Below are 23,163 nucleotides of genomic sequence, written 5' to 3'. Positions count from 1 at the left end.
ACACCACAGGTCGTGCCCGAGGGATGGTCACATAGCGGCTGAGTGCGACATTCCGTCCGGTCCGAGGCTGGCCACGAACCGCCGGCAGGCGTCGTACTCCGGAAGCAGGCCGCTCTCGCGGGCCTGCGCGAGGGTCGGCGCGGCGTCGTCGCGCGCGGACAGCAGCGCCGTGTCGGCGGGCCACTCGATGCCCAGTTCCTCGTCGAGCGGGTGCACCGCGTGCTCGCCGGTCGGGTTGTACGTGGCCGAGCAGAGGTAGCTCAGTGTCGCGTCGTCGGTCAGCGCGCAGAACCCGTGCCCCAGGCCCTCGCTGAGGTAGACGGCCCGCCGGTCGGTGTCGTCCAACCGGACGCCCTCCCAACGGCCGAAGGTCGGTGAGCCGACCCGCAGGTCGACGATCACGTCGAGGACCGCTCCGCGCACGCAGGTCACGTACTTCGCCTGCCCAGGAGGTACGTCGGCGAAGTGGATGCCGCGCACCACGCCGCGCGCGGAGACCGACAGGTTGGCCTGGGCGAGGCGCAGCGGGTGCCCCACCGCCTCGGCGAGCTTGTCGAAGCGGTACCACTCCATGAACATGCCGCGCGGGTCGCCGTGCTGCTGGGGGCTGATCTCCCAGGCGCCCTCGATGCTCAGCTCGCGGATCTTCACCAGGACACCCCGTTGCCGTCCAGCAGGCCGAGCAGGTAGTCGCCGTACCCGCTCTTGGTCAGCGGCGCGGCCAGCGCACGCAGCTGGTCGTCGTCGATCAGGCCGGCCCGCCAGGCCACCTCCTCGACACAACCGATCTTGAGGCCCTGCCGCTCCTCGACCACCCGGACGAACTCGGCGGCCTGCATCATTGAGGTGAACGTGCCGGTGTCCAGCCACGCGGTGCCGCGATCGAGCACCGTCACCGACAGCTCGCCGGTCTCCCGGTACACCTCGTTGACGGCGGTGATCTCCAGCTCGCCGCGAGCGCTCGGGGTGAGCTTGCGGGCGATGTCGACCACCCGATTGTCGTAGAAGTACAGGCCGGGTACCGCGTAGCGGGACTTCGGCCGCGCCGGCTTCTCCTCGATCGAGAGCACCCGGCCGTCGGCGTCGAAGTCGACCACGCCGTACTCCTGGGGGTTGGCGACCTGGTAGGCGAAGACCCGGCCGCCGACAGGGTCACCGTGGTCGGCGAGCTGCCGTCCCAGCCCCACGCCGTGGAAGATGTTGTCGCCGAGGATCAGCGCCACCGACTCGTCGCCGATGAAGTCCGCGCCGAGGATGAACGCCTGCGCGATGCCCTCCGGGCGCGCCTGGGCGGCGTACTCCAGCCGCAGCCCGAACTGGCTGCCGTCGCCGAGCAGCCGGCGGAACTGGTCCTGGTCCTCCGGTGTCGTGATCACCAGGATCTCCCGGACCCCGGACATCACCAGAGTAGAGAGCGGATAGTAGATCATCGGTTTGTCGAAGACCGGCATCAGTTGCTTGGACACCGCGCGGGTGATCGGCCACAGTCGGGATCCGGTACCGCCGGCAAGGAGGATTCCACGCACCGGCGAAGCCTACCGGCACGGCTACGGAACGTGCGTGGGGGTCGCGTCCCACGTCCGCCGACGAACGTCGCGTACACTTCCGAACCCGTGAGGATCCTCGTCACCGGCGGAGCCGGATTCATCGGGTCGGAGTACGTTCGACTGTTGCTGGGCAAGCCCCTGGGCAACGCTGAGGGCGTACCCCCGCTCGAACCGGCGGTCGTGACCGTGCTCGACAAGTTGACCTACTCGGGCAACCGGGCCAACCTCGACCCGGTCCGCGACGACCCTCGCCTGCGGTTCGTGCAGGGTGACATCTGCGACCCGGTCGTGGTCGACGAGGTCGTCGCCGACCACGACGTGATCGTGCACTTCGCCGCCGAGTCGCACGTCGACCGCTCGATCGCCGGCGCCGCGCCGTTCGTCACCACCAACGTGCTGGGCACCCAGACGCTGCTCGACGCGGCGCTACGCCACGGCACCGGCCGGTTCGTGCACGTCTCCACCGACGAGGTGTACGGCTCCATCGACGAGGGTTCCTGGACCGAGACCTGGCCCCTCGCCCCGAACTCCCCGTACTCGGCGTCCAAGGCCGGCTCCGACCTGCTCGCCCTGGCCTACCACCGCACCCACGGCATGGACGTGGTCGTCACCCGCTGCTCCAACAACTACGGTCCGTACCAGTTCCCGGAGAAGGTCATCCCGCTGTTCGTGACCAACCTGCTCGACGGCGGGACGGTTCCGCTGTACGGCGACGGCGGCAACATCCGCGACTGGCTGCACGTGCACGACCACTGCCGGGGCATCGCGCTGGTCCAGCAGAAGGGTCGCGCCGGCGAGGTCTACAACATCGGCGGCGGCACCGAGCTGACCAACAAGGAGCTGACCGGCCGGCTGCTGGACGCCTGCGGCGCTGACTGGGACCGCGTCGTGCCCGTCGCCGACCGCAAGGGCCACGACCGCCGGTACTCCCTCGACATCAGCAAGATCAGCGAAGAGCTGGGCTACCAGCCCAGCGTCACCCTCGACGACGGCCTCGCCGAAACCGTGCGCTGGTACCAGGAGAACCGGGCCTGGTGGGAGCCGCTGAAGTCGGCCCCCACCGCATGACCCGACTACTCGTCACCGGCGCCGGAGGGATGCTCGGCCGGGACCTGGTCACCGTCCTGGAGACCCGGCCCGACCTGAAGGTCACCGCCGCCGCCCGTACCGACCTGGACATCACCGACCCCGCTGCGGTCCGCACCGCCGTCGCCGGACACGACGTCGTGATCAACGCCGCCGCGTGGACCAACGTCGACGGCGCGGAAGCCGACGAGACGGCGGCCACCGCCGTCAACGGCCACGGCGTGGCGAACCTCGCGGCGGCGTGCGCCACCAGCGGCACCCGGTTAGTTCAGGTCTCCACCGACTACGTCCTCGCCGGCGACGCCGACTCCCCCTACCCGGAGGACGCGCCGACCGCGCCCGTCAACGCGTACGGGCGCGGCAAGCTGGTCGGCGAGCAGGCCGTCGCCCGCCTGCTGCCGGACACCGGGTACGTCGTCCGCACCGCGTGGCTGTACGGCGCGCACGGGCCGAACTTCGTGGCGACCATGCTGCGGCTGGCCGGCCAACGCGAGCACCTCGACGTGGTCGACGACCAGCACGGGCAGCCCACCTGGTCGTACCGTCTCGCCGAGCGACTGGTCGCGCTCGCCGACGCCGCCCTGGACGGTCGCGCCGCTCCCGGCGTCTACCACGGCACCTGCGCCGGCCAGACCACCTGGTACGGGCTGGCCCGTGCCGCGTTCACCCTGGCCGGTCTGGACCCGGACCGGATCCGACCCACCACGAGCGACAGGTATCCTCGTCCCGCCCCCCGTCCGGCGTACAGTGTGCTAGGGCACAGCCGCTGGGCGGCCGCGGGTCTGCCGCCGCTTCCGGATTGGCATTCCACCCTGGTTGACGCGTTCCACTCCCCCGCTCCACCCGCCCCGTGGAAGGTCGCATGAAGCTCACCCTCGTCACCGGCCTGACCGGCCTGATACTGCTGGCCACGATCGTCGAGCTGCTGCGTCGCCGGCAGCTCCGCGAGAAGTACGGCATGCTCTGGCTCTGCGTCCTGGTGATCGTCATTCCCCTGTCGCTCTTCCCCCGCCTGCTGGACAACGTCGCCGAGCTGCTCGGCGTCCAGTCCGGCGTGAGCCTCGTGCTCTTCCTCGGCATCGTCTTCCTGCTGCTGGTCTGCGTGCACCTCAGCTGGGAGGTCAGCGCCCTGGAGGAAGAGACCCGGACCCTGGCAGAAGACTTCGCCCTGCTCCGCGCCGAGATCGACGCGGACCGGGCGGCCCGAGACGAACTGGTGTCGCACGATGGTTAACGGCAAGCGGGTCCTGATCATCATCCCCGCGCTCAACGAGTCCGGCTCCATCGCCGACGTCGTCGGCGAGGTCCGCGGCGAACTGCCCGGCGTCGACGTGCTCGTGGTCGACGACGGCTCCACCGACCGCACCGCCGCCGTCGCCTCCGCCGCCGGCGCCCGGGTCGCGAAACTCCCGTACAACCTCGGTGTCGGCGGCGCCATGCGGGTGGGGTACCGGTACGCCCGCGATCACGACTACGACGTGGCCATCCAGATCGACGCGGACGGCCAGCACGACCCGCGGTACGTGCCCAAGCTCGTCGACCTGCTCGACGAGACCGACCTGGTGATCGGCGCCCGGTTCGCCGGCGAGGGCGACTACAACGTCCGCGGCCCCCGCCGCTGGGCCATGGTCATGCTCTCCGGCGTGCTGTCCCGCGTCGCCCGCACCAAGCTCACCGACACCACCTCCGGGTTCCGGGCCGCCAACCGCCGGGTGATCGACATGTTCGCCACCTGGTACCCCGTGGAATACCTGGGTGACACGGTCGAGACGCTCGTGCACACCGCCCGGCGGGGCTACACCATCCGCCAGGTGCCGGTGGCGATGCGCAAGCGGATGGCCGGCACCCCCAGCCACTCCCCGGCCAAGGCCATGATCTACCTCGGTCGGGCCTTCGCCGTCCTCACGTTGGCGCTCATTCGCCGGTGATCCGGCGACTGCTGAGTCTGGTCCCACCGGGCACCGTCGCCGTCGGCGCCGGCCTGGCCCTGCTGGGGCTCGCCTCCTACGTCCACCTGGCCGTCGCCGGGCACAGCCTCACCGCGGCCGACTACTCGTCGCTCGCGGCGCTCTGGACGATCGTCTTCACCTTCGGCATCGGCCTGTTCATGCCCGTCGAACAGGAGGTCGCCCGGCTCGTCGCCGGCCGGCGCAGCCAGGGCCTACCCCCAGGACCGGTACTGGCCCGAGGGGCGGCCCTGGCCGCCGGTCTGCTCGCCGCCGTGGTCGCGCTGATCATCGCCGCCCGCGGGCCGCTCACCGACCGGTTCTTCGCTGGCGACGGCACCATGGTCGCCGTCCTGATCGGGTCCCTCGCCGCGCTCGCCGTCGCGCACACCACTCGCGGCGTGCTCTCCGGCCTGCAACTGTTCCCCTGGTACGGCACCCAACTCGGCGTTGACGGCGGCCTGCGCATCGCCCTCGTCGCCCTGCTCGGCCTGACCGGCGTCACCTCCCCCGTCTGGTTCGGCGCGGTGCTGATCGCCGCCCCGCTGATCGGCGTGGCGATCACCGCCCCACCCGTGCTCCGGGCCGTCGGCGGCGGCGTCCCCGTCGCCTGGGCCGCGTTCCTGCGCGGCCTCGGCCTGCTCATCACGTCCAGCCTGCTCTCCCAGGTCGTCGTCAACATCGGCGTGATCAACGTGAAGGTGCTGGACCCCTCCGACGTGGCCACCGCCGGCGCGCTGCTCTCCGCGCTGGTGCTCGTCCGGATCCCACTGTTCGTCTTCGCCTCGCTCCAGGCGTCCCTGCTACCCGGCCTCGCCACCTCCGCCGCGACCGGCGACCGTACGGCCTTCAACAGCCTCCTGCGGCGGGCCCTGGGCATCGTCACCGCGCTCGGCCTCACCGGGGCTGTGCTCGCCGTCCTGCTCGGCCCGTGGCTGGTGCGGACCCTCTTCGACGCGCCCGACGTGCTCGGCCACGGTGACTTCGCCTGGCTCGCCGTGGCCACCCTCGCCTACCTCTGGGCGATGGTCCTCGGTCAGGCGCTGCTCGCCCTCGACCGGCACCGGGCCCAGGCCGTCGCCTGGGCCGTGGGCGTGGCCGCGCTGGTCGCCGCCACCCTCGCGCCGGTGGCCACCGCGCTGCGGGTCGAACTCGGCTACGCCATCGGCTCCGTCGTGGTCGCCGCCACCATGGCCGCCCTGCTGCGCGGCACCCGATCCCCCGCGCCGGCCCCCACCCCCACCCACGAAGCCGCCGCACCCGAAGTAACCACCGCCCCCTGACCCACCACCCCAGCCCAGCCCGGCCCACTCCGGCCCGGCGATCTTGCAGTTTCTGTCGCGACCAATCGTCATCAAACTGACTTTTCGTCAACCGAAAGTGCAAGATCGGCGGGCTGGAGCGGGGCGGGGAACGCGTACGGCGGGCGGCCCGGAAACCGGGCCGCCCGCCGTGTGCGCGTACGGAACTACTTGCCGTCCGCCGGCTTGTCCTCCAGGTCGGCCGAGCCCGCCGACGTCGTCGGCTTGTGCGCCTCCGTGGTCGGCTGCGCCGGCGTGTCCGGCCCACCCGCCTCGGCCGGCTCCTCCGCCGCCGCGACATCACCGTCGAGCAGCGCCGTCAGCGCCGCCCCCGTGATCCGCCGGAACGTACGCCCCACCCGCTGACGGTCCAGCACCGCCACCTCGAGCTGGTTCGCGGCGATCGTACGGGCCGCGCCACCCTCACCGCCGACGGTGCTCAACGCCTGCACCGCCACCCGGACGGCCTCACCGAGGGACATGTCCGCCCGGTGCTGCGACTTCAACACACCGGTGATCGCCTCGGCCTGGCCGCCCATCGCCATCCGGCCCGGCTCGTCGTTGACCGACCCGTCGTACGTGAGCCGGTACAGCTCGTCGTCGTCCGGGGTCGCCCCGACCTCCGCCACACAGATCTCCACCTCGAAGGGCTTCGACTGCTCGGTGAAGATCGCGCCGAGCGTCTGCGCGAACGCGTTGGCGAGGGCGCGTCCGGTCACGTCACGCCGGTCGTAGCTGAGGCCGTTCAGGTCGGCCATCCGCACACCCGCGCGGCGCAGGTTCTCGAACTCGTTGTACCGGCCGACCGCGGCGAAGCCGATCCGGTCATAGATCTCACTGACCTTGTGCAGGGCGCTGGAGAGGTTCTCCGCGACGAAGAGCACCCCGCCGGAGTAGCTCAGGACCACCGCGCTGCGACCCCGGGCGATGCCCTTGCGGGCCAGCTCGGAGCGGTCGCGCATGATCTGTTCGGGCGAGGCGTAGAACTGCATGGCCACGGCGGCGGTTCTCCTTACGGCGCTTGCTGACGACTGCTGACTGGTGGGGGTGGACGGCGCTCAGCCGCCCGGATTCTCCATCCGACCGGCGACCACACCCTCGGCGATCGCCGCCGTCTCGGTGTCGGTCAACCGGCGGGTGCCCTCGGCGGTAGCGGTCATCACCACCGGATAGATCCGGCGGGTCAGGTCCGGTCCGCCGGTCGCGGTGTCGTCGTCGGCCGCGTCGTAGAGCGCCTCGACCGCGAGCCGGGTCGCGTCCTCGAGAGACACGCCGGTCCGGAAACGCTTCTTGAGCGCCGACTTGGCGAAGAGCGAGCCGGAGCCGATGGCGTCGTACCCGGTCTCCTCGTACGGGCCACCGGTCACGTCGAAGCTGAAGATCCGCCCGGCGCGCGCCGGGTCGCTGGCGGCCAGGTCGAAGCCCGCGAACAGCGGGACCACGGCGAGGCCCTGCATGGCCGCGCCCAGGTTGCCCCGGATCATCGACGCCAACCGGTTGGCCTTGCCGTCGAGCGAGAGCATCGCGCCCTCGATCTTCTCGTAGTGCTCCAGTTCCACCTGGAACAGTCGCATCAGCTCGATGCCGATGCCCGCCGTGCCCGCGATCCCGACCAGCGAGTACGCGTCGGCGGGGTGCACCTTCTCGATGTCGCGCTGGGCGATCAGGTTGCCCATGGTGGCCCGTCGGTCGCCGGCCATCACCACGCCACCGGCGGCCGAGATGGCCACGATGGTGGTCGCGTGCGGCGCCAGGTCGGCGGCCATGCCCGGTGGGAGCGGCCGACGACCGGGCAGCATCTCGGGGGCCACCCGGCTCAGAAACGTGGTGAAGGAGGACGTCCCCGCGTTGGTGAACACATCTGGTAGACGCCCGGATGGATCAAAGCCCGCTGCCACGTGGTTCCTCTCAGGTACGTGATCGCCCTGGCCAGCCTCGTAGGACTGTCACGGAACTGGCCAAGACCACCGTTGCAGTTGAAGCAGAGTATCCCGCGCACCCATCCGGTGCGATGATCGTGGTCCAGATGTTGCGGGTCCGCGCCGCCACAGATCGCGCAGACCCCGTCCTGCTCGGCCAGGAGCTCCTGAAACTCCTTCTCCCCGATGCCGTAGCGCCGCTGGAGGTGGTACTCGCGACTGCCGCCATGCAGTCGGAGCCTGCTCTCCTTGCCCTTCTCGTTGTGGCAGGGCTTGCAGTATCGGCCGTAGCCGCTGCGGGCGGAGCGGTTACGCGGAAAGTCATCCAGGGGCTTTGTGACATCGCAGTCAGGGCACCTTCGATGCCCTTCCGGCACCGCGGGCAACTGCCGCACATCCCTGCCCTGCTGCTCCTTCACGCGCTTGGCATAGCTCGCCTTGGATCGAGCGTTGAAGCAGGGCTTGCAGTAGCTACCCCGACCCTCCGGCCGCTTGCTGTTCGCGCAGAATTGATCAAGGGGGAGCCACTCACCGCAGTCGCGGCAGCGGCGGTGGCCATCTTGGTCATTCAGAGGCATATCCGTTTTGCCCGGCTATGCCCTATTCGCCCCCTTTCTGTACATAGCCCCTCACAAATTCTTCTGCGTTTTCCTCCAGGACGGAGTCGATCTCGTCGAGCAGGTCGTCGACGTCCTCGGTGATCTCGGCGTGCCGCTCGGCCACCTCGGGGTTGGCCTCGGTGGTGACGTCCTCGATTTCCTCGCCCTGGCGGGACTTGCCGGACTGCGACTGGCCGCCGCTGTCATGAGTGGCCATTGCTGCCTCCTCCACGATCGTCTGCGATGAACTTACCTCGCCAGGACGACGAAAAGCCCGCCGCGCGCCGGCTTGCGGCACACGGCGGGCATTCGGTTGGCGCGTTCAGCCGCCGGTCAGCGTCTCCAGCAGGTCCTTGGCGCTGGCGCAGCGGTCGAACAGGGCTCCGACGTGGGCGCGGGTGCCCCGCTCCGGCTCCATCATCGGTACCCGGACCAGCGACTCCCGGCCCACGTCGAAGATCACCGAGTCCCAGCTCGCGGCGACCACCTCGGAGGCGTACTGCGCGAGGCAGCGGCCCCGGAAGTAGGCCCGGGTGTCCTCCGGTGGCTCGGTCATCGCGCTGCGGACCTCCTCGTCGGTGAGCAGCGTCTTCATCGCCCCACGGGAGACGAGCCGGTTGTAGAGGCCCTTCTCCGGGCGTACGTCGGAGTACTGCAGGTCGACGAGCTGGAGCTTGTGGGAGCCCCAGCCGAGCTTCTCCCGCTCCCGGTAGCCCTCCAGCAGCCGCAGCTTGGCCACCCAGTCCAACTCGTCCACGCAGAGCATCGGGTCGCGACCGAGCCGGTCCAGGACGCCCTCCCACCGGTCCAGCACGTCGGCGGTCTGCTCGTCGACGTCGGCGCCGTAGCGGTCGTCGACAAAGGACCGGACCCGTTCGAGGTACGCCCACTGCACGTCCAGGGCGGTCAGCCGGCGGCCGTCGCGCAACCGCATGAGGTGCGTGAGGGACGGGTCGTGGCTGACCGCGCGCAGTTCGCTGACCGGGTCGGCGATGCCGAGGTCGGCGCCGAGCGCCTTCTCCTCGATCATGGTGAGGATCAGCGCGGTGGTGCCCACCTTGAGGTAGGTGGAGATCTCGGAGAGGTTGGCGTCGCCGATGATGACGTGCAGCCGGCGGTACTTGTCGGCGTCGGCGTGCGGCTCGTCGCGGGTGTTGATGATCGGGCGTTTGAGGGTGGTCTCGAGGCCGACCTCGACCTCGAAGAAGTCGGCGCGCTGGGAGATCTGGAAGCCGCTCTGCCCGCCGTCCTGTCCGATGCCGACGCGGCCGGCGCCGCAGACGATCTGGCGGGTCACGAAGAAGGGCGTCAGGTACGCCACGATGTCGGCGAACGGGGTCTGCCGGCGCATCAGGTAGTTCTCGTGGGCGCCGTAGCTCGCGCCCTTGTTGTCGGTGTTGTTCTTGTAGAGGTGGATGGGCTGGCTGCCGGGGATGGTGGCGGCGCGGCGGGACGCCTCGGCCATCACCCGCTCGCCGGCCTTGTCCCAGCGCACGATGTCGCGGGGGGTGGTGACCTCGGGGGTGGAGTATTCGGGGTGCGCGTGGTCCACGTAGAGGCGTGCGCCATTGGTGAGTATCACGTTGGCCAGGCCCAGGTCCTCGTCGGCGAGGGCCTCGGCGGGGTCGTAGGCGGCACCGGAGTAGGTGAAGCCGCGGGCGTCGCGCAGCGGCGACTCCTCTTCGTAGTCCCAGCGGGCGCGACCGCCCCGGTTGAGTTCGGGCCGGGCCCCGTAGGCGTTGACCACCTGGGACGAGGTGACCATCGGGTTGGCTCCGGCCTGGCCGGGCACGGAGATGCCGTACTCGACCTCGGTGCCCATGATCCGTCTTACGCTCATCGACCTACCCGCTTCGCTCGCCCGACCCGGTCCCCGTCATGTCGAGCGTAGTCCGACTGTTCGGGGTCGGGGGCGCGCCGGTGCGGGCGGGTCACGGGTGTCGCCCCGCGTCCCGCCCGCCGCGTTCAGTACTTGATGGTCATTGGAACGGTGGTGACCCGGCCGCGTAGATCCGGGTACTTGGTCAGCAGCTTGTCGACGCGTCGTTGCGCGACCGGGTCGCTGATCAGCAGACGGAGTGGGCCTCGGGTCGTACGCAGCATCATCCGGGTGCGCTCGGGCTCCTCGAACAACGTCGGCACATAGATCGCCTTTTCGGTCCGCCCGCTGGTGCCCTGCAGGGCGGAGAGACAGATCGACTCGACGTAACCGCGGTAGCCGGTCCGGTCGAGCACCACGGTGACGGTGCCCGGCTGCTCGGGGTAGCGGCGGTAGGCCGCGGCGCACACCTGGGCGAACCGCACCGGGTTGTCGACGTCGTGGTCGATCCAGCTCTGCGCCCAGTTCTGCTTGTCGACCACGAGCAGGCTGTGCCGCCAGCCGGTGAGCCCGCAGAGGACCACCACGGTGAGCACGGCCAGGGCGGCGGCAAGGGCGGAGACGGCGGCGCCGCGGGCACGGCGGCGGACCGCGCCGCCGGACGGGACGGGCAGCAGCACGACGAGGGCGGCGACGCCGACGAACAGGCCGACGGTGGCGAGGTGCACGCCCTTCATGAAGTAGTAGGCGGGCTGGATGCCGGTGAGGACGTTGGCCAGGGCGATGGCGAGGGCGAAGGCGACGGCTACCGCGATGGCGGCGAGGTGTCGGCGCCAGGCCCGGTCGGCGCGGCGGGCCTGGATCACGAGGCCGATCAGGACGATCGGGGTGAGGCCGAGCAGCGCCCGCCACGCCTCGGCGATCTCCGGGCCGGCCTTGGCGTCGAGGGCCTCGGTCTGGCCTGCGGCGAAGATCCCCAGCAGCATGGGCAGCGGCGCGAGCAGGGCGGTGACCAGGCCGACGGCGAGCACGGTCCGGCGGATGCGGAGCAACTCCCGGCGGTGCGCGATCAGCCAACCGAGCACCAGCAGCCCGGCCGGGGGGAGGAACAGGTAGTAGGTGAAGCCGATACCGATGAGCAGGGCGCCGAGCAGAACGAGTTGTTCCCGGTTGCCGGCGAGCGGGCGTACGACGAGTGCGGTCACCGCGACGGCGAGCGCGAGCCCCAGCGCCTCGCTGGGGTAGCCGGCGATCAGCAGCCGGGGCAGCTGGCTGCCGAGGACGAGGGCGCCCACGACGACGGTCAGGACGACCCGGTGCAGCGGGTGCAGGGGGCCGGGAAGCCGTTGGGCGGCCCAGAAGAGGGTGAGCGCGAGCAGGCCGAAGGTGGCGAGACACCACCACCCGTAGTGGCTGAGGCTGCTCGCGCCGCTCGGGGTGCCGGTGGCGGAGCGCAGGTGCGCGTCGAGCACGGCGGCGTTGAGGTGCCAGCCCTGCGGGTAGCGGACGAGCAGGGAGACGATGTCCTCGCGGGCGGCGGCGGGGTCGAGGAAGACGTACCCGCCGAGCCGTCCGATGGCGTCGACGAGGGCGACGTGGCGGAAGTTGTCCTCGCCGAGGGCGAGCAGGCTGAGACGGCCGGCGAGGCGGCCGGCCCGCAGCCAGGGCGACGCGAAATAGCCGACGATGGCGACGGTGGCGACGACGGGCAGCAGGTCGGTCCAGCCGGGCCGGGGCAGGGTGGGGCGTCGGCCGGTCGCCGCGGCGATGAGGGCGAGGACGGTGAGCGCGGTACCGCTGACCGCGACGGGGTGCAGCCCCCAGGGCCAGAGGGTGAAGAGCAGCCCGGCGGCGGTGGTGACGCCGACGAGCAGCAGCATGGCGAGCACGAGCCGGTCGAGCAGGGTGCGGCCGCCGCGGAGCAGGCTGGCCGTGGCCAGCAGCACCAGCGGGGGCAGCAGCCAGGCCAGGTGCAGGGGGTACGCCACCGCGGGTACCAGCCAGGCGACCGCCAGCGCGACGAGCAGCGCGCGGTACGGGCGGGCGGGGGGCGGGGTCCGCTGGTCGACCGCAGGGCGTGCCGGCGGGTCGGTGACGGTGAGTTCGGACGGCACGCGGATCCTCGACGTTTCGCAGGGTTGGAAGCGCCACAGCGTACCGGTTCGGGTGGGCGGGCGTGGGCCGGTGTGACGAGCGGGGCCCGGGGCGCGTCGCGTCCCGGGCCCCGCTGGTGTCAGCGCCTGCCTACAGGTACTGGCCGGTGTTGCTGGCGGTCTCGATGGACCGGCCGGCCTCGGTGCCCTTGCCGCCGGAGACGAGCGTACGGATGTAGACGATCCGTTCGCCCTTCTTGCCGGAGATGCGGGCCCAGTCGTCGGGGTTGGTGGTGTTGGGCAGGTCCTCGTTCTCGCGGAACTCGTCGACGCAGGCGTCGAGGAGGTGCTGCAGGCGTAGGCCCTTGCGACCGGAGGTGAGGAATTCCTTGATGGCCATCTTCTTGCTCCGGTCGACGATGTTCTGGATCATCGCGCCGGAGTTGAAGTCCTTGAAGTAGAGGACTTCCTTGTCACCGTTGGCGTAGGTGACCTCGAGGAAGCGGTTCTCCTCGGTCTCCGAGTACATCCGCAGAACGACGGCGTCGATCATCGCGGCCACCGTGGCCTGCGCGTCGGTGCCGTGTTCGGCGAGGTCGTCCGGGTGCAGTGGCAGCCCGGAGAGGATGTACTTGGAGAAGATGTCCTTGGCCGCCTCGGCGTCCGGCCGCTCGATCTTGATCTTCACGTCGAGCCGGCCCGGGCGCAGGATCGCCGGGTCGATCATGTCTTCCCGGTTGGAGGCGCCGATGACGATGACGTTCTCCAGCCCCTCCACGCCGTCGATCTCGCTGAGCAGCTGCGGGACGATGGTGTTCTCCACGTCGGACGAGACGCCGGAGCCACGGGTCCGGAAGATCGAGTCCATCTCGTCGAAGAACACGATCACCGGCGTGCCCTCACCGGCCTTCTCCCGAGCCCGCTGGAAGATCAGCCGGATGTGCCGCTCGGTCTCGCCGACGTACTTGTTGAGCAGCTCCGGGCCCTTGATGTTCAGGAAGAAGCTGGTGTGCTTCTCCTTGCCCTGCCGCTCGGCGATCTTCTTGGCCAGGGAGTTGGCCACCGCCTTGGCGATCAGCGTCTTGCCGCAGCCGGGCGGTCCATAGAGCAGGATGCCCTTGGGCGGGCGGAGCTGGTGCTCACGGAACAGGTCCGCGTGCAGGAACGGCAGCTCCACCGCGTCGCGGATCTGCTCGATCTGGGACTGGAGGCCACCGATGTCGGAGTAGTCGACGTCCGGCACCTCCTCCAGGACCAGCTCCTCGACCTCGCTCTTCGGAATCCGCTCGTACGCGTACGCCGAGCGGGGCTCGATCATGAGCGAGTCGCCGGCCCGGATCGCCGAGCCGATGAGCGTCTCGGCGAGGTGCACGATGCGCTCCTCGTCGGAGTGGGAGACCACCAGCGCCCGGTCGCCCGGACCGCCGTTCGGCCCCTCCAGGATCTCCTTGAGCATCACCACCTCGCCGACCCGCTCGTACCCGAACGCGTCGACGATGTTGAGCGCGTCGTTGAGCAGGACCTCCTGGCCGCGCCGCAGCTCGGCCACGTCCAGCGAGGGCGAGACGGCGACCCGCAGTTTGCGGCCGCCGGTGAACACGTCCACGGTGCCGTCGTCGTGCTTGGCCAGGAAGACTCCGTAGCCACTTGGCGGCTGTGCGAGCCGGTCGATCTCCTCCTTGAGCGTGACGATCTGCGTGCGAGCTTCCTTGAGGGTGCTCACCAGCCGGTCGTTGTTCTCGGTCAGCCGCGCCAACTGTGCCTGGGTGGCCGCCAGCCGCTCTTCGAGCTGCCGGACGTGTCGGGGGCTTTCGGTCAACTTGCGCCGCACCAGGGCGAGTTCCTCCTGAAGGAACGCGACCTGCGTGGAGAGATCGTGGGCTTCCTTCTCCCACCGTGCGGCGCGCGAGTCCGCGTCGTCGCTGCGTGCTGCCACGTCCCACCTCCCCGGGGGGCTTGAACGTTCTGAGCTAACACTAGCCGCTATGAGCCCGATTCGGTCCCACGCAACACCCTCGTCACTGAACCTTGATCGCCAAGGGGTGGTCTGCGGGGTCGTTAACGGCGTTCGGGTACCGTCGGAGGCTGGTACGGGAGAACATGGGGGGTGCACCGGTGGCCGAGGTCGCGACCGACCAGTTGCAGGTCTGGGTGGACCAGGATCTCTGCACGGGCGATGGGCTCTGCGTGCAGTACGCGCCAGAGGTGTTCGAGTTCGACATCGACGGCCTGGCGTACGTCAAGGGCGCCGACGGTGAGCTGAGGTTGGCCCCGGGCAGCCGGGTCGACGTGCCCGAGCACCTGCGACTCGAAGTGATCGACTCCGCGAAGGAGTGCCCGGGCGACTGCATCCACGTGGTGCGCGGCGACGGCGTCGAGGTCGCCGGCCCGGACGCCGAGGACGACTGAACCGACGCCGCGCGGTCCGCGCGACGCCGGCCCCAACGGGGTACGCCTCAGAGCATCGGGCGGCCGACCACCGAGGCGACCAGCCGTGCGAACTCCTCCAGCCGGGCGATCTGCCCGGCCCCACCGTCGTCGAGGGTCTTGCCGAACCGCAGCGCGTCGTGCCGGGGCGTACCGGCCATCTCCTCGCTCGGCGGCGCCTCGTCCAGCGAGGTGAGCAGCAGGTAGACGTCGATGCTGTCGACCCGGATCTCGCCGCTGTCGGAGCGGTTCAGTCGCCGCCGGCAGCCCACCTCGGTGACCGTGGAGACGGGCACCACCCGCAGCGACGACGTCATCGAACCGGGCGGCCCCTCCCCCGGCGGCACGTCCTCGCCGTGCCAGAGGATCAGCCGGCTGCCGTCGCAGACGACGACCTCCTGCCACACCCCGTTGACCTCGTTGACGAAGCGTTCCAGGGTGAAGCCGAGCACCGAGGCGCCGCGCAGCACCCCGCCGAGCGCTTCCAGCGCGACGTCCGGGTCCCGCAGATAGGCGCGCGCCGCCGACTCCAGGTCCTGGTAGGGCGACCAGTCCGGAAACACGGCGGGCAGGTCGCCGCCGCCGTAACCCGGTCGGCTCATCGGGCCGCCTCCCCCCGCTCACCGATGGTCACGGCCTGTCCATCTCCCCCGTCGCGTCGGGCTGCGCGTCGGCGGCCTGGGCGGCGGCGGCCTGACGGGCCGCCTCGGCCGCGCGCAGGTCCTCGCGGCGCTGCACGTACGCCTCGGTGCCCTTGCTGGGTTTGCGGCGACGCGGCGGCGCGGTGACGCCCGGGGCGAGCTTGCGCGCCGAGACCAGGAACGCCGTGTGCGCGATCATCCGGTGGTCGGGGCGGACGGCGAGGCCCTCGGCGTGCCAGTCGCGCACCAGCGACTCCCAGGCGCGCGGCTCGGTCCAGCCGCCGCGCTCACGCAGCGCCTCGACCAGCTCGGAGAGCTGCGGGGTGGTGGCCACGTAACCGATGAACACGCCGCCGGGCACCAACGCCCGCTCGACCATGTCGAGGGTCTCCCAGGGGGTGAGCATGTCCAGGATGATCCGGTCGAAGCCGGTCTCCTGGCACTGCGCGACGTCGCCGACGTGCAGGTGCCACGACGGGTGCGGCCCGTTGAAGAACGCCTCGACGTTGCGCTTGGCGATCTGGGCGAAGTCGTCGCGTACCTCGAACGAGTGCAGCTCGCCCTCGGTGCCGACGGCGCGCAGCAGGGAGCAACTCAGCGCGCCGGAGCCGGCGCCGGCCTCGAGGACCTTGGCGCCGGGGAAGATGTCGCCCATCGCGACGATCTGCGCCGAGTCCTTCGGGTAGATCACCTGGGCGCCGCGCGGCATCGAGAGCACGTAGTCAGACAGCAGCGGACGCAGCGCCAGGAACGCGGTGCCGCCGCCGGAGGTGGTCACCACACTGCCGTCGGGCAGCCCGATCAGCGCGTCGTGCGCCAGGATGCCGCGGTGGGTGTGGAACTCCTTGCCGTGCTCCAGCGTGACGGTGTGCATCCGCCCCTTGGGGTCGGTCAGCTGCACCCGGTCGCCGGGCCGGAACGGGCCTCGGTGCACGGGTGTCAGCGTCCGGGGGGCGTCGTCGGCTGCGACGGTGGAGGGAGTTGCGGTCACGGTGTCATCTTCCGGTTGGGTTCGAGGAGCTGTGCCAGGTCCCCGATGTGCAGAATGCCGACGACATCTTCGCCTGACGTCACCACGTACTGCGCGCCCGGGTGGGTCTGCACGGCCTCCATCACCCGTTCGCCGTCGAGTCCCAGCGTCAGGGTGGGGAGCGCGGTGAGCGGCCGGGCGACGGAGTCCACCGCCAGCCAGGCGCGGCGCTCGACGGGTACGGCCGCGGCGGCGGCCGGGTCGACCAACGCCACCGGGCGGCCGGTGGAGTCGGTGACCAGCAGCGCGGCGGCGGGCTGCCCGCCCTCGGCGCGGCGGCGCTGGGCCTCGGCCAGCGGCGTGCCGGTGGTCACCGGCCAGATCGGCCGCGCCAGTTGGGCCAGGTCGATCAGCGGGAACCGACGACTGACCCGCGCGGCGCGGATCGACTGCCCGGCGCCGCGCCAGAGGGTGACGGCGACCAGCAGCATCAGCGGCAGCGCCACCGGGGCCAGGTGGTCGGTGGCGGTCAGTAACCCGACCAGCGCGGCGGTGCCGACGGCGACGACCCGGCCGGCCCAGCCGGCGACCTCGGTGCCACGGTGCCGGTCGCGGGTGAGACCCCACACGGCGGCGCGTAGCGCCCGGCCGCCGTCCAGCGGCAGCCCGGGCAGGATGTTGAACACCGCGACGATGACGTTGCTCAGCGCGAGCTGGAAGGCGAGCTGGTGGCCGACGGTGCCCGCCGGCAGGGCGAGGGTGGCGGCGACCGCGAGGGCGCCGAGCACCGCGGAGACCGCCGGGCCGGCCAGCGAGACCAACAGGTCGATCCGGGGCGTCGGGGCGTCCCGCTCCATCTCGGTGTACCCGCCGAGCAGTTCGAGGGTGATTCCCCGCACACCGATGCCGTAGCGGCGGGCGGTGAGCGCGTGGCCCAGCTCGTGCAGCAGCACCGAGCCGAGCAGGGAGACCACGAATCCGAAGCCGATGAGGTAGCCGCTGATCTGCGACAGGTCCAGTTGTCGGCGGGCGAACTCGGCGTAGAGCACGGCGACCAGCACGGCGAGCAGGAGCATCGACGCGTTGAGGTGCAGGGGCACCCCGAACACCCGGCCCACGCTCAGACCGGGTCGCCGGTCGGACCGGCGCGGCGGCCGGGAGGTCTGCTCCATCGCACCGATGCTACGGACCGGTCACCTGCGGGGCGGGCGGCGGGCGGTGTCACACCGGTGCCCTAACCTTTGCGCACATGACGGCGGAACCGGTCACCACCCCCCAGTCCTCTCCCCCGGCGCAGACGCCGCCGACGGTGCGGGCCTCGCTGTCGCCGTCGCGGGCGGCGGATTTCAAGACCTGTCCGCTGCTCTACCGGTTCCGCAGCATCGACCGGTTGCCCGAGCGGACGACCCTTGAGCAGGCCCGGGGCACGCTGGTGCACGCGGTGCTGGAGCGGCTGTTCGACCTGCCCGCGTCGAGCCGCACACCGGCCGCGGCCGGTGACCTGGTGGCCCCCCAGTGGGACCGACTGGTCACCGAGCAGCCGGAGCTGGCCGCGATCTTCGACGATGCCGAGCCGGCCGGTCCGGTGCAGTTCCTGCGCTCCGCGGCGGGGCTGCTCGAGGGCTACTTCGCGGTGGAGGATCCGACCCGCCTGGAACCGGCCGAGCGCGAGAGCCTGATCTCGGCGGTCGTCGACGAGGAGCTGCTGATCCGGGGCTACCTCGACCGGCTCGACGTGGCCCCGGACGGCGCGCTGCGGGTGGTCGACTACAAGACCGGCGGCGCGCCCCGGGAGGCGTTCGAGGCGCGGGCGCTGTTCCAACTGAAGTTCTACGCGCTGGTGCTGTGGCGCACCCGTGGGGTGGTGCCCCGGGTGCTGCGCCTGCTCTACCTGCGCGACGCCGAGGTGTTGGACTACACGCCCGACGCCGACGAGCTGCTCCGCTTCGAGCGCACCGTGGTGGCGCTATGGCGGGCGATCGAGCAGGCCACCGCCCGGCAGGACTTCCGACCCCGGCCGAGCAAGCTGTGCGACTGGTGCAGTCACCAGGCGCTGTGCCCCACGTTCGGCGGCACCCCACCCCCGTTCCCCGTAACGGCGACAACCGCCGACCCCCTCCGCGACGCCCGCACCACCCCCACACCCCCCGGCGCCGACGAGTAACCCCACCGCCCACCCGCACCCCGCCCCGCCCCGCCCCGCCCCGCCCCGCCGATCTTGCACTTTCGGATGGCGACTTCATCGGATTCGCACCGTTTATCCCCACAGAAAGTGCAAGATCGACGGCGTCAGGAGGGCCCAGCCCCGGCACCGCCCGACCGGAGCGGTGCGGTCCGGGTCGGGACAGGGCGCCCGGCCGACCTCTACCGTGGTCCGCGACGCACAGGCCGGTGGAGCGGGGACGGGAGACGAGATGAGCGATCGGGTGGCCCCGGCGCGGCCGGTACGGATCCTGCTCGCCGACGACCAGCCGCTGCTGCGCACGGGCTTCCGGATGGTGCTGGGCGCCGAGGGCGACCTGGACGTCGTGGCGGAGGCCGGTGACGGCGTGGAGGCCGTGGAGCTGTCCCGACGGCTCCTGCCCGACGTCGTGCTGATGGACATCCGGATGCCCCGGATGGACGGGGTGGCGGCGACCCGGGCCATCGTCGACTCCCGCCTGCCGGTGCGGGTGCTGGTGCTGACGACGTTCGACCTCGACGAGTACGTGGTGGGGGCGCTGCGCGCGGGCGCGAGCGGATTCCTGGCCAAGGACGTACCCGCCGAGGAGCTGATCGCGGCGATCCGCACGGTGGCCGGCGGGGACGCGGTGGTCGCGCCGCGGATCCTGCGGCGACTGCTCGACCGCTTCGCCGACCTGTTGCCCGACCCGGCGGCGACGCCGTCGGCGGCCCTCAACGCGCTCACCGACCGGGAACGTGAGGTACTGGTGCAGGTGGCCCGAGGGCTGTCCAACGCCGAGATCGCGGCGGTGTTGTCGGTCAGCGAGACCACCGTCAAGACCCACGTCGGGCACCTGCTGACCAAGCTGCGGCTGCGCGACCGCGTGCAGGCCGTCGTGCTGGCGTACGAGTCGGGTCTGGTCCGCCCACGGGCGTAGTCGCCACGCGGCGACTACCTCACCCGGCGTACCCGAAGATCCCCCCGGGGAGGGACGGCCCGGCTTGCCGTCGTCACCTACCGTGACCGGAGGCGGCGTCGCGCGGTTGACCCTCCTGTGACGTGCGGGGGAAGTGTGCAAAACCGGTCGATCGGCCGTCGGGTCAGGGGCAACCCTGATGCGGCATGGGGGTGCACCCGCAGCGGGAAATCCGCTGCGCGTCCCCCCAGGGGCGGACGGGACGGGCGCTCGCAGCGCCGATGATTGAACGGTCGCGCCGGACCATCGGGGGGCGGCGTGGGATTCGGACAGACGGAAGAGGTAGATGACGTGACCGCGACGGTAGGCCGGCAGGCGCAGGCCGCGGCCCGGGCGAACGACGTGTGGAAGGTGTACGGCAGCGGCGAGGCCCAGGTCATCGCGCTGCGGGGGGTAAGCGCGGAGTTCGAACGTGGCCGCTTTACCGCGATCATGGGGCCGTCGGGTTCCGGCAAGTCCACGCTGATGCACTGCCTCGCCGGTCTGGACTCGGTCACCCGGGGGACGGTGTCGATCGGTGAGACGACGGTCACCGGGCTGGGCGACTCGGGGCTGACGAAGCTGCGCCGGGAGAAGGTGGGCTTCATCTTCCAGCAGTTCAACCTGCTGCCGACGCTCACCGCCAAGGAGAACATCCTGCTGCCGATGTCGATCGCCGGGCGCAAGCCCGACCAGGCCTGGTACGACACGGTGATCAAGACGGTGGGCCTGCAGGACCGGCTGGACCACCGGCCGGCGCAGCTCTCCGGCGGTCAGCAGCAGCGGGTGGCGTGCGCGCGGGCGCTGGTCGCCCGCCCCGAGGTGATCTTCGCGGACGAGCCGACCGGCAACCTGGACTCGCGCTCCGGCGCGGAGGTGCTCGGCTTCCTGCGCGACTCGGTGCGCGAGCACGGTCAGACCATCGTGATGGTCACCCACGACCCGACCGCCGCCGCGTACGCCGACCGGGTGGTCTTCCTGGCCGACGGTCAGATCGTGTCGGAACTGATCGAGCCGACCGCCGACACCGTGCTGGACACCATGAAGAAGCTGGACACGCCGGCCGAGGTGGGCAACTGATGTTCCGGGCGACACTCAAGAGTCTGCTGGCCCGCAAGGTCCGGCTGATCCTGTCCGCGCTGGCGGTGGTGCTCGGGGTCATGTTCGTCTCGGGCGCGTTCGTGCTGACCGACACGCTGGGTCGCTCCTTCGACTCGGTGTTCGCCGACGGCTTCTCCGAGATCGACGTGAACGTCGCGGCGAAGCCGAAGATCGAGGTCAGCGAGTTGGAGGGCGAGCAGACCTCCGCTCCGCTGCCGGCCGCCGTGGTCGACCGGGTCAAGCAGGTGCCGGGGGTGGCCTCCGCGACCGGTGTCGTCAACGCCGACGGCGCACGGGTGATCGGCAGCAACGGCAAGGTCGTCACGTCGTTCGGTCCGCCGCAGCTCGGTGAGAACTGGGTCGGCGAGAGCGACCTGCTGCAACTGCGCGAGGGCCGCGCTCCGCAGGCCGACGACGAGATCGTGATCAACAAGTCGCTGGCCACGACCGCGAAGGTGCGCGTCGGCGAGAAGGTCGGCGTGCTGACCGCGTTCGAGTCGAAGAAGCGGGACTTCACCCTCGTCGGCATCGCCGGTTACAGCGGTGACCGGGACTCGATCGGCGGCGTCAACGAAGTCTTCTTCACCACCCCGGTGGCGCAGCGGCTGATGCTGGGCGAGCCGGACACCTTCAGCAGCGTCACCGTCCGCACCGCCGGCGGGGTCTCCGACGAGGCGCTGCGCGACGACATGGCCCGCACCCTTGGTGCGGACTTCGACGTGAAGACCGGCGAGCAACTGGCCGAGGACGCCGCGGCGAGCCTGAAGGAGGGCCTGTCGTTCTTCAACAAGATCCTGCTGGGCTTCGCCGCGGTGGCGCTGCTGGTCGCCACGTTCCTGATCCTCAACACCTTCTCGATCATCGTGGCGCAGCGCACCCGGGAGTTGGCGCTGATGCGCGCCATCGGGGCGAGCAGCCGCCAGATCATCGGCTCGGTGGTGCTGGAGGCCATCGCGGTCGGTCTGCTCGCGTCGGTGCTCGGTCTCGCCGCCGGCATCGGGGTGGGCGCGCTGCTGGCGTTCCTGTTCGGCAAGCTGGCCGGTGGGCTGACCCTGGCCGGGATCGGCGTGCCGGCGGCGGCCGTGATCGGGTCGTTCGGCGTCGGCCTGGTGATCACCGTGGTGGCGGCGCTGCTGCCGGCGCTGCGGGCCTCCCGGATCCCGCCGATCGCCGCCATGCAGGACGTGGCCACGCCGGACCGGTCGTTGACCAAGATCACCGTGGCCGGGTCGGTGGTCACCGGCATCGGCGCGGTGCTGCTGTTCCTGGGGCTCAGCGGCAACGCGGGCGGCCAGACGCTCGCCACCATCCTCGGCGGCGTGCTGTTCGCCTTCATCGGTGTGGCGCTGCTGACTCCACTGATCAGCCGGCCGGTGGTGAACCTGCTCGGCGCGATCTTCTCCTGGTCGGTGCCGGGCAAGCTGGGCCGGCTCAACTCCGGGCGCAACCCGCGCCGCACGGCCATCACGGCCGCCGCGCTGATGGTCGGCATCGCGCTGGTCACCGGCATCACGGTGATCCTGGACTCGGCCAAGAGCAGCATCAGCGCGCTCGCCCAGGACACCATCAAGGCCGAGCTGGTGATCGCCGGTCAGCAGGGCGGCCCGCGTCCGCCGAGCTTCGACCCGAGCGTGCTGGACCAGGCGAAGGCGCTGCCCGGCGTGCGGATGGTCGACGGCGAGTACGGCGACATGGGGCGCATCGACGGCGAGAGCACGTGGGTGGCGGCGAGCAGCGACATCGCGTCACTGCGGCAGATCTTCGGCGCGAAGGCCGCCGCGGGTGACATCGACCGGCTCTCGCCGACGCAGATGCTCGCCAGCTCCGACACCGCCAAGTCCCGGGGATGGTCGGTCGGCTCGACCGTCAGCGTGCAGCTGACCCGGGGCGAGGCCCGCACGTACACGATCAGCGGCATCTACGAGTCGTCGCAGCTGACCAACCCGGTGACGTTGCCGGCGACGGCGGCGAAGGACTTCGCGATCCCGCAGCCCATCCAGGGCTTCATCCAGCTCGCGCCGGGGGCCCGGGTGGCTGACGTGCAACCGCGGGTGGAGACGCTGCTCGCGGATAGCCCCGAGGTGTCGGTGGCCGACCGGGACGCGTTCATCAAGCAGCAGACGAGTTCGCTCGACGGGCTGCTCACGATGATCAAGATCCTGTTGGCGCTGGCCATCATCATCGCCGGGCTCGGCATCATCAACACCCTGGCGCTGTCGGTGCTGGAACGGACCCGGGAGCTGGGTCTGCTGCGGGCGATCGGCCTGCGGCGCGGCCAGACGATGGGCATGATCACCGTGGAGGCGGTGGTGATCTCCGTGTTCGGTGCGCTGCTGGGCGTGGCGGTCGGCACCGGCCTCGGCGCCGCGGTGGTCGAGGCGCTCAAGGACGAGGGCATCACCGACCTGAACCTCCCCTGGGGGCAGATGGTCGTCTTCCTCGGTCTCGCCGCGATCATCGGGGTGGTGGCCGCGGTGCTCCCCGCCGTGCGGGCGGCCCGGATCAACGTCCTGGGCGCGATCGCCCACGACTGACGCCAGGTACGACAACGAGGGGGGTCCCGCACCGCGGGGCCCCCTCGTTCTTTCCGGCCGC

22 protein-coding genes are annotated in these 23,163 nt (G+C 71.0%); 10 read left to right on the top strand and 12 right to left on the bottom strand.

Annotated elements, in window-relative coordinates; genetic code table 11:
* Window positions 1-27 precede the first annotated feature (27 nt).
* On the bottom strand, window positions 28-651 hold the full coding sequence (gene rfbC / locus ACQP03_RS16090; RefSeq protein WP_357170281.1) for a dTDP-4-dehydrorhamnose 3,5-epimerase: 624 nt from the start codon (window positions 649-651) through the stop codon (window positions 28-30).
* A complete protein-coding gene (gene rfbA, locus ACQP03_RS16085; RefSeq protein WP_357119244.1) occupies window positions 648-1,526 on the bottom strand; it encodes a glucose-1-phosphate thymidylyltransferase RfbA in 879 nt (292 codons plus the stop codon). The genes rfbC and rfbA overlap by 4 nt, the downstream gene beginning before the upstream one ends.
* A gap of 87 nt (window positions 1,527-1,613) precedes the next feature.
* Between rfbA and rfbB the strand changes: the two genes are divergently transcribed.
* The 5 genes from rfbB to ACQP03_RS16060 are packed head-to-tail and all read left to right on the top strand — an operon-like array spanning window position 1,614 to window position 5,862.
* Window positions 1,614-2,615 (top strand): dTDP-glucose 4,6-dehydratase, encoded by a 1,002-nt coding sequence (rfbB, locus tag ACQP03_RS16080; RefSeq protein WP_357119247.1) that lies wholly within the window; start codon window positions 1,614-1,616, stop codon window positions 2,613-2,615.
* Window positions 2,612-3,499: a dTDP-4-dehydrorhamnose reductase gene (gene rfbD / locus ACQP03_RS16075; RefSeq protein WP_357119249.1), complete on the top strand. Its 888-nt coding sequence runs from the start codon at window positions 2,612-2,614 to the stop codon at window positions 3,497-3,499. Before rfbB ends, rfbD begins: the two co-directional genes overlap by 4 nt.
* A complete protein-coding gene (locus ACQP03_RS16070) occupies window positions 3,496-3,867 on the top strand; it encodes a DUF2304 domain-containing protein (RefSeq protein ID WP_007459918.1) in 372 nt (123 codons plus the stop codon). Before rfbD ends, ACQP03_RS16070 begins: the two co-directional genes overlap by 4 nt.
* Window positions 3,860-4,561, top strand: coding sequence for a glycosyltransferase family 2 protein (locus tag ACQP03_RS16065; RefSeq protein WP_357119253.1), 702 nt, complete (start codon window positions 3,860-3,862; stop codon window positions 4,559-4,561). The genes ACQP03_RS16070 and ACQP03_RS16065 overlap by 8 nt, the downstream gene beginning before the upstream one ends.
* The gene (locus ACQP03_RS16060; protein ID WP_357170278.1) at window positions 4,558-5,862 is read left to right on the top strand and encodes a lipopolysaccharide biosynthesis protein; all 1,305 of its coding nucleotides are present in this window, start codon (window positions 4,558-4,560) and stop codon (window positions 5,860-5,862) included. The genes ACQP03_RS16065 and ACQP03_RS16060 overlap by 4 nt, the downstream gene beginning before the upstream one ends.
* Window positions 5,863-6,047: 185 nt before the next feature.
* On the opposite strand, the gene prcA is transcribed toward ACQP03_RS16060, so the two are convergent.
* The 7 genes from prcA to arc all read right to left on the bottom strand — a co-directional run bounded on the left by prcA (window position 6,048) and on the right by arc (window position 14,246).
* Window positions 6,048-6,878, bottom strand: a complete 831-nt coding sequence (prcA, locus tag ACQP03_RS16055) for a proteasome subunit alpha (protein WP_355053023.1) — start codon at window positions 6,876-6,878, stop codon at window positions 6,048-6,050.
* 60 nt (window positions 6,879-6,938) lie between these two features.
* Window positions 6,939-7,778: a proteasome subunit beta gene (gene prcB, locus ACQP03_RS16050; RefSeq protein ID WP_357119261.1), complete on the bottom strand. Its 840-nt coding sequence runs from the start codon at window positions 7,776-7,778 to the stop codon at window positions 6,939-6,941.
* Entirely contained in the window at window positions 7,697-8,218 is a 522-nt protein-coding gene (locus tag ACQP03_RS16045; RefSeq protein WP_357119264.1) for an endonuclease VII domain-containing protein, read from the bottom strand. Before ACQP03_RS16045 ends, prcB begins: the two co-directional genes overlap by 82 nt.
* Window positions 8,219-8,399: 181 nt before the next feature.
* Complete coding sequence (locus ACQP03_RS16040) at window positions 8,400-8,615, bottom strand: ubiquitin-like protein Pup (RefSeq protein WP_088948111.1); 216 nt, start codon at window positions 8,613-8,615, stop codon at window positions 8,400-8,402.
* A gap of 105 nt (window positions 8,616-8,720) precedes the next feature.
* Window positions 8,721-10,238: a depupylase/deamidase Dop gene (gene dop, locus ACQP03_RS16035; protein ID WP_357170275.1), complete on the bottom strand. Its 1,518-nt coding sequence runs from the start codon at window positions 10,236-10,238 to the stop codon at window positions 8,721-8,723.
* Window positions 10,239-10,363: 125 nt separating this feature from the next.
* Window positions 10,364-12,331: a hypothetical protein gene (locus ACQP03_RS16030; protein ID WP_357170272.1), complete on the bottom strand. Its 1,968-nt coding sequence runs from the start codon at window positions 12,329-12,331 to the stop codon at window positions 10,364-10,366.
* Window positions 12,332-12,461: 130 nt separating this feature from the next.
* Window positions 12,462-14,246: a proteasome ATPase gene (arc, locus tag ACQP03_RS16025; protein WP_357170269.1), complete on the bottom strand. Its 1,785-nt coding sequence runs from the start codon at window positions 14,244-14,246 to the stop codon at window positions 12,462-12,464.
* Between the two features lie 179 nt (window positions 14,247-14,425).
* Here arc and ACQP03_RS16020 point away from each other — a divergent pair, with 179 nt between their 5' ends.
* The gene (locus ACQP03_RS16020; RefSeq protein WP_357119276.1) at window positions 14,426-14,719 is read left to right on the top strand and encodes a ferredoxin; all 294 of its coding nucleotides are present in this window, start codon (window positions 14,426-14,428) and stop codon (window positions 14,717-14,719) included.
* Window positions 14,720-14,766: 47 nt separating this feature from the next.
* On the opposite strand, the gene ACQP03_RS16015 is transcribed toward ACQP03_RS16020, so the two are convergent.
* The 3 genes from ACQP03_RS16015 to ACQP03_RS16005 are packed head-to-tail and all read right to left on the bottom strand — an operon-like array spanning window position 14,767 to window position 17,424.
* Entirely contained in the window at window positions 14,767-15,339 is a 573-nt protein-coding gene (locus ACQP03_RS16015) for a hypothetical protein (protein WP_007459901.1), read from the bottom strand.
* A 28-nt stretch (window positions 15,340-15,367) separates the two neighbouring features.
* On the bottom strand, window positions 15,368-16,369 hold the full coding sequence (locus tag ACQP03_RS16010) for a tRNA (adenine-N1)-methyltransferase (protein WP_396805152.1): 1,002 nt from the start codon (window positions 16,367-16,369) through the stop codon (window positions 15,368-15,370).
* Window positions 16,366-17,424: a M50 family metallopeptidase gene (locus ACQP03_RS16005; protein WP_357398172.1), complete on the bottom strand. Its 1,059-nt coding sequence runs from the start codon at window positions 17,422-17,424 to the stop codon at window positions 16,366-16,368. The genes ACQP03_RS16010 and ACQP03_RS16005 overlap by 4 nt, the downstream gene beginning before the upstream one ends.
* Window positions 17,425-17,597: 173 nt before the next feature.
* On the opposite strand from ACQP03_RS16005, the gene ACQP03_RS16000 reads away from it, so the two are divergent.
* From ACQP03_RS16000 to ACQP03_RS15985, 4 genes are all read left to right on the top strand, one after another.
* Window positions 17,598-18,512: a RecB family exonuclease gene (locus ACQP03_RS16000; protein WP_357398150.1), complete on the top strand. Its 915-nt coding sequence runs from the start codon at window positions 17,598-17,600 to the stop codon at window positions 18,510-18,512.
* A gap of 250 nt (window positions 18,513-18,762) precedes the next feature.
* Complete coding sequence (locus tag ACQP03_RS15995) at window positions 18,763-19,449, top strand: response regulator transcription factor (protein WP_355053013.1); 687 nt, start codon at window positions 18,763-18,765, stop codon at window positions 19,447-19,449.
* 330 nt (window positions 19,450-19,779) lie between these two features.
* Window positions 19,780-20,547, top strand: a complete 768-nt coding sequence (locus tag ACQP03_RS15990) for an ABC transporter ATP-binding protein (RefSeq protein ID WP_357119286.1) — start codon at window positions 19,780-19,782, stop codon at window positions 20,545-20,547.
* A complete protein-coding gene (locus ACQP03_RS15985) occupies window positions 20,547-23,102 on the top strand; it encodes an ABC transporter permease (RefSeq protein WP_357119289.1) in 2,556 nt (851 codons plus the stop codon). The genes ACQP03_RS15990 and ACQP03_RS15985 overlap by 1 nt, the downstream gene beginning before the upstream one ends.
* The last annotated feature ends 61 nt before the right edge of the window (window positions 23,103-23,163 follow it).

The organism is Micromonospora sp. CA-248212 (assembly GCF_050948405.1).
Taxonomy (GTDB): Bacteria; Actinomycetota; Actinomycetes; order Mycobacteriales; family Micromonosporaceae; genus Micromonospora.
Note: the sequence above shows the minus strand (reverse complement) of the source record. Positions and strands in the feature narration are given on the sequence as shown.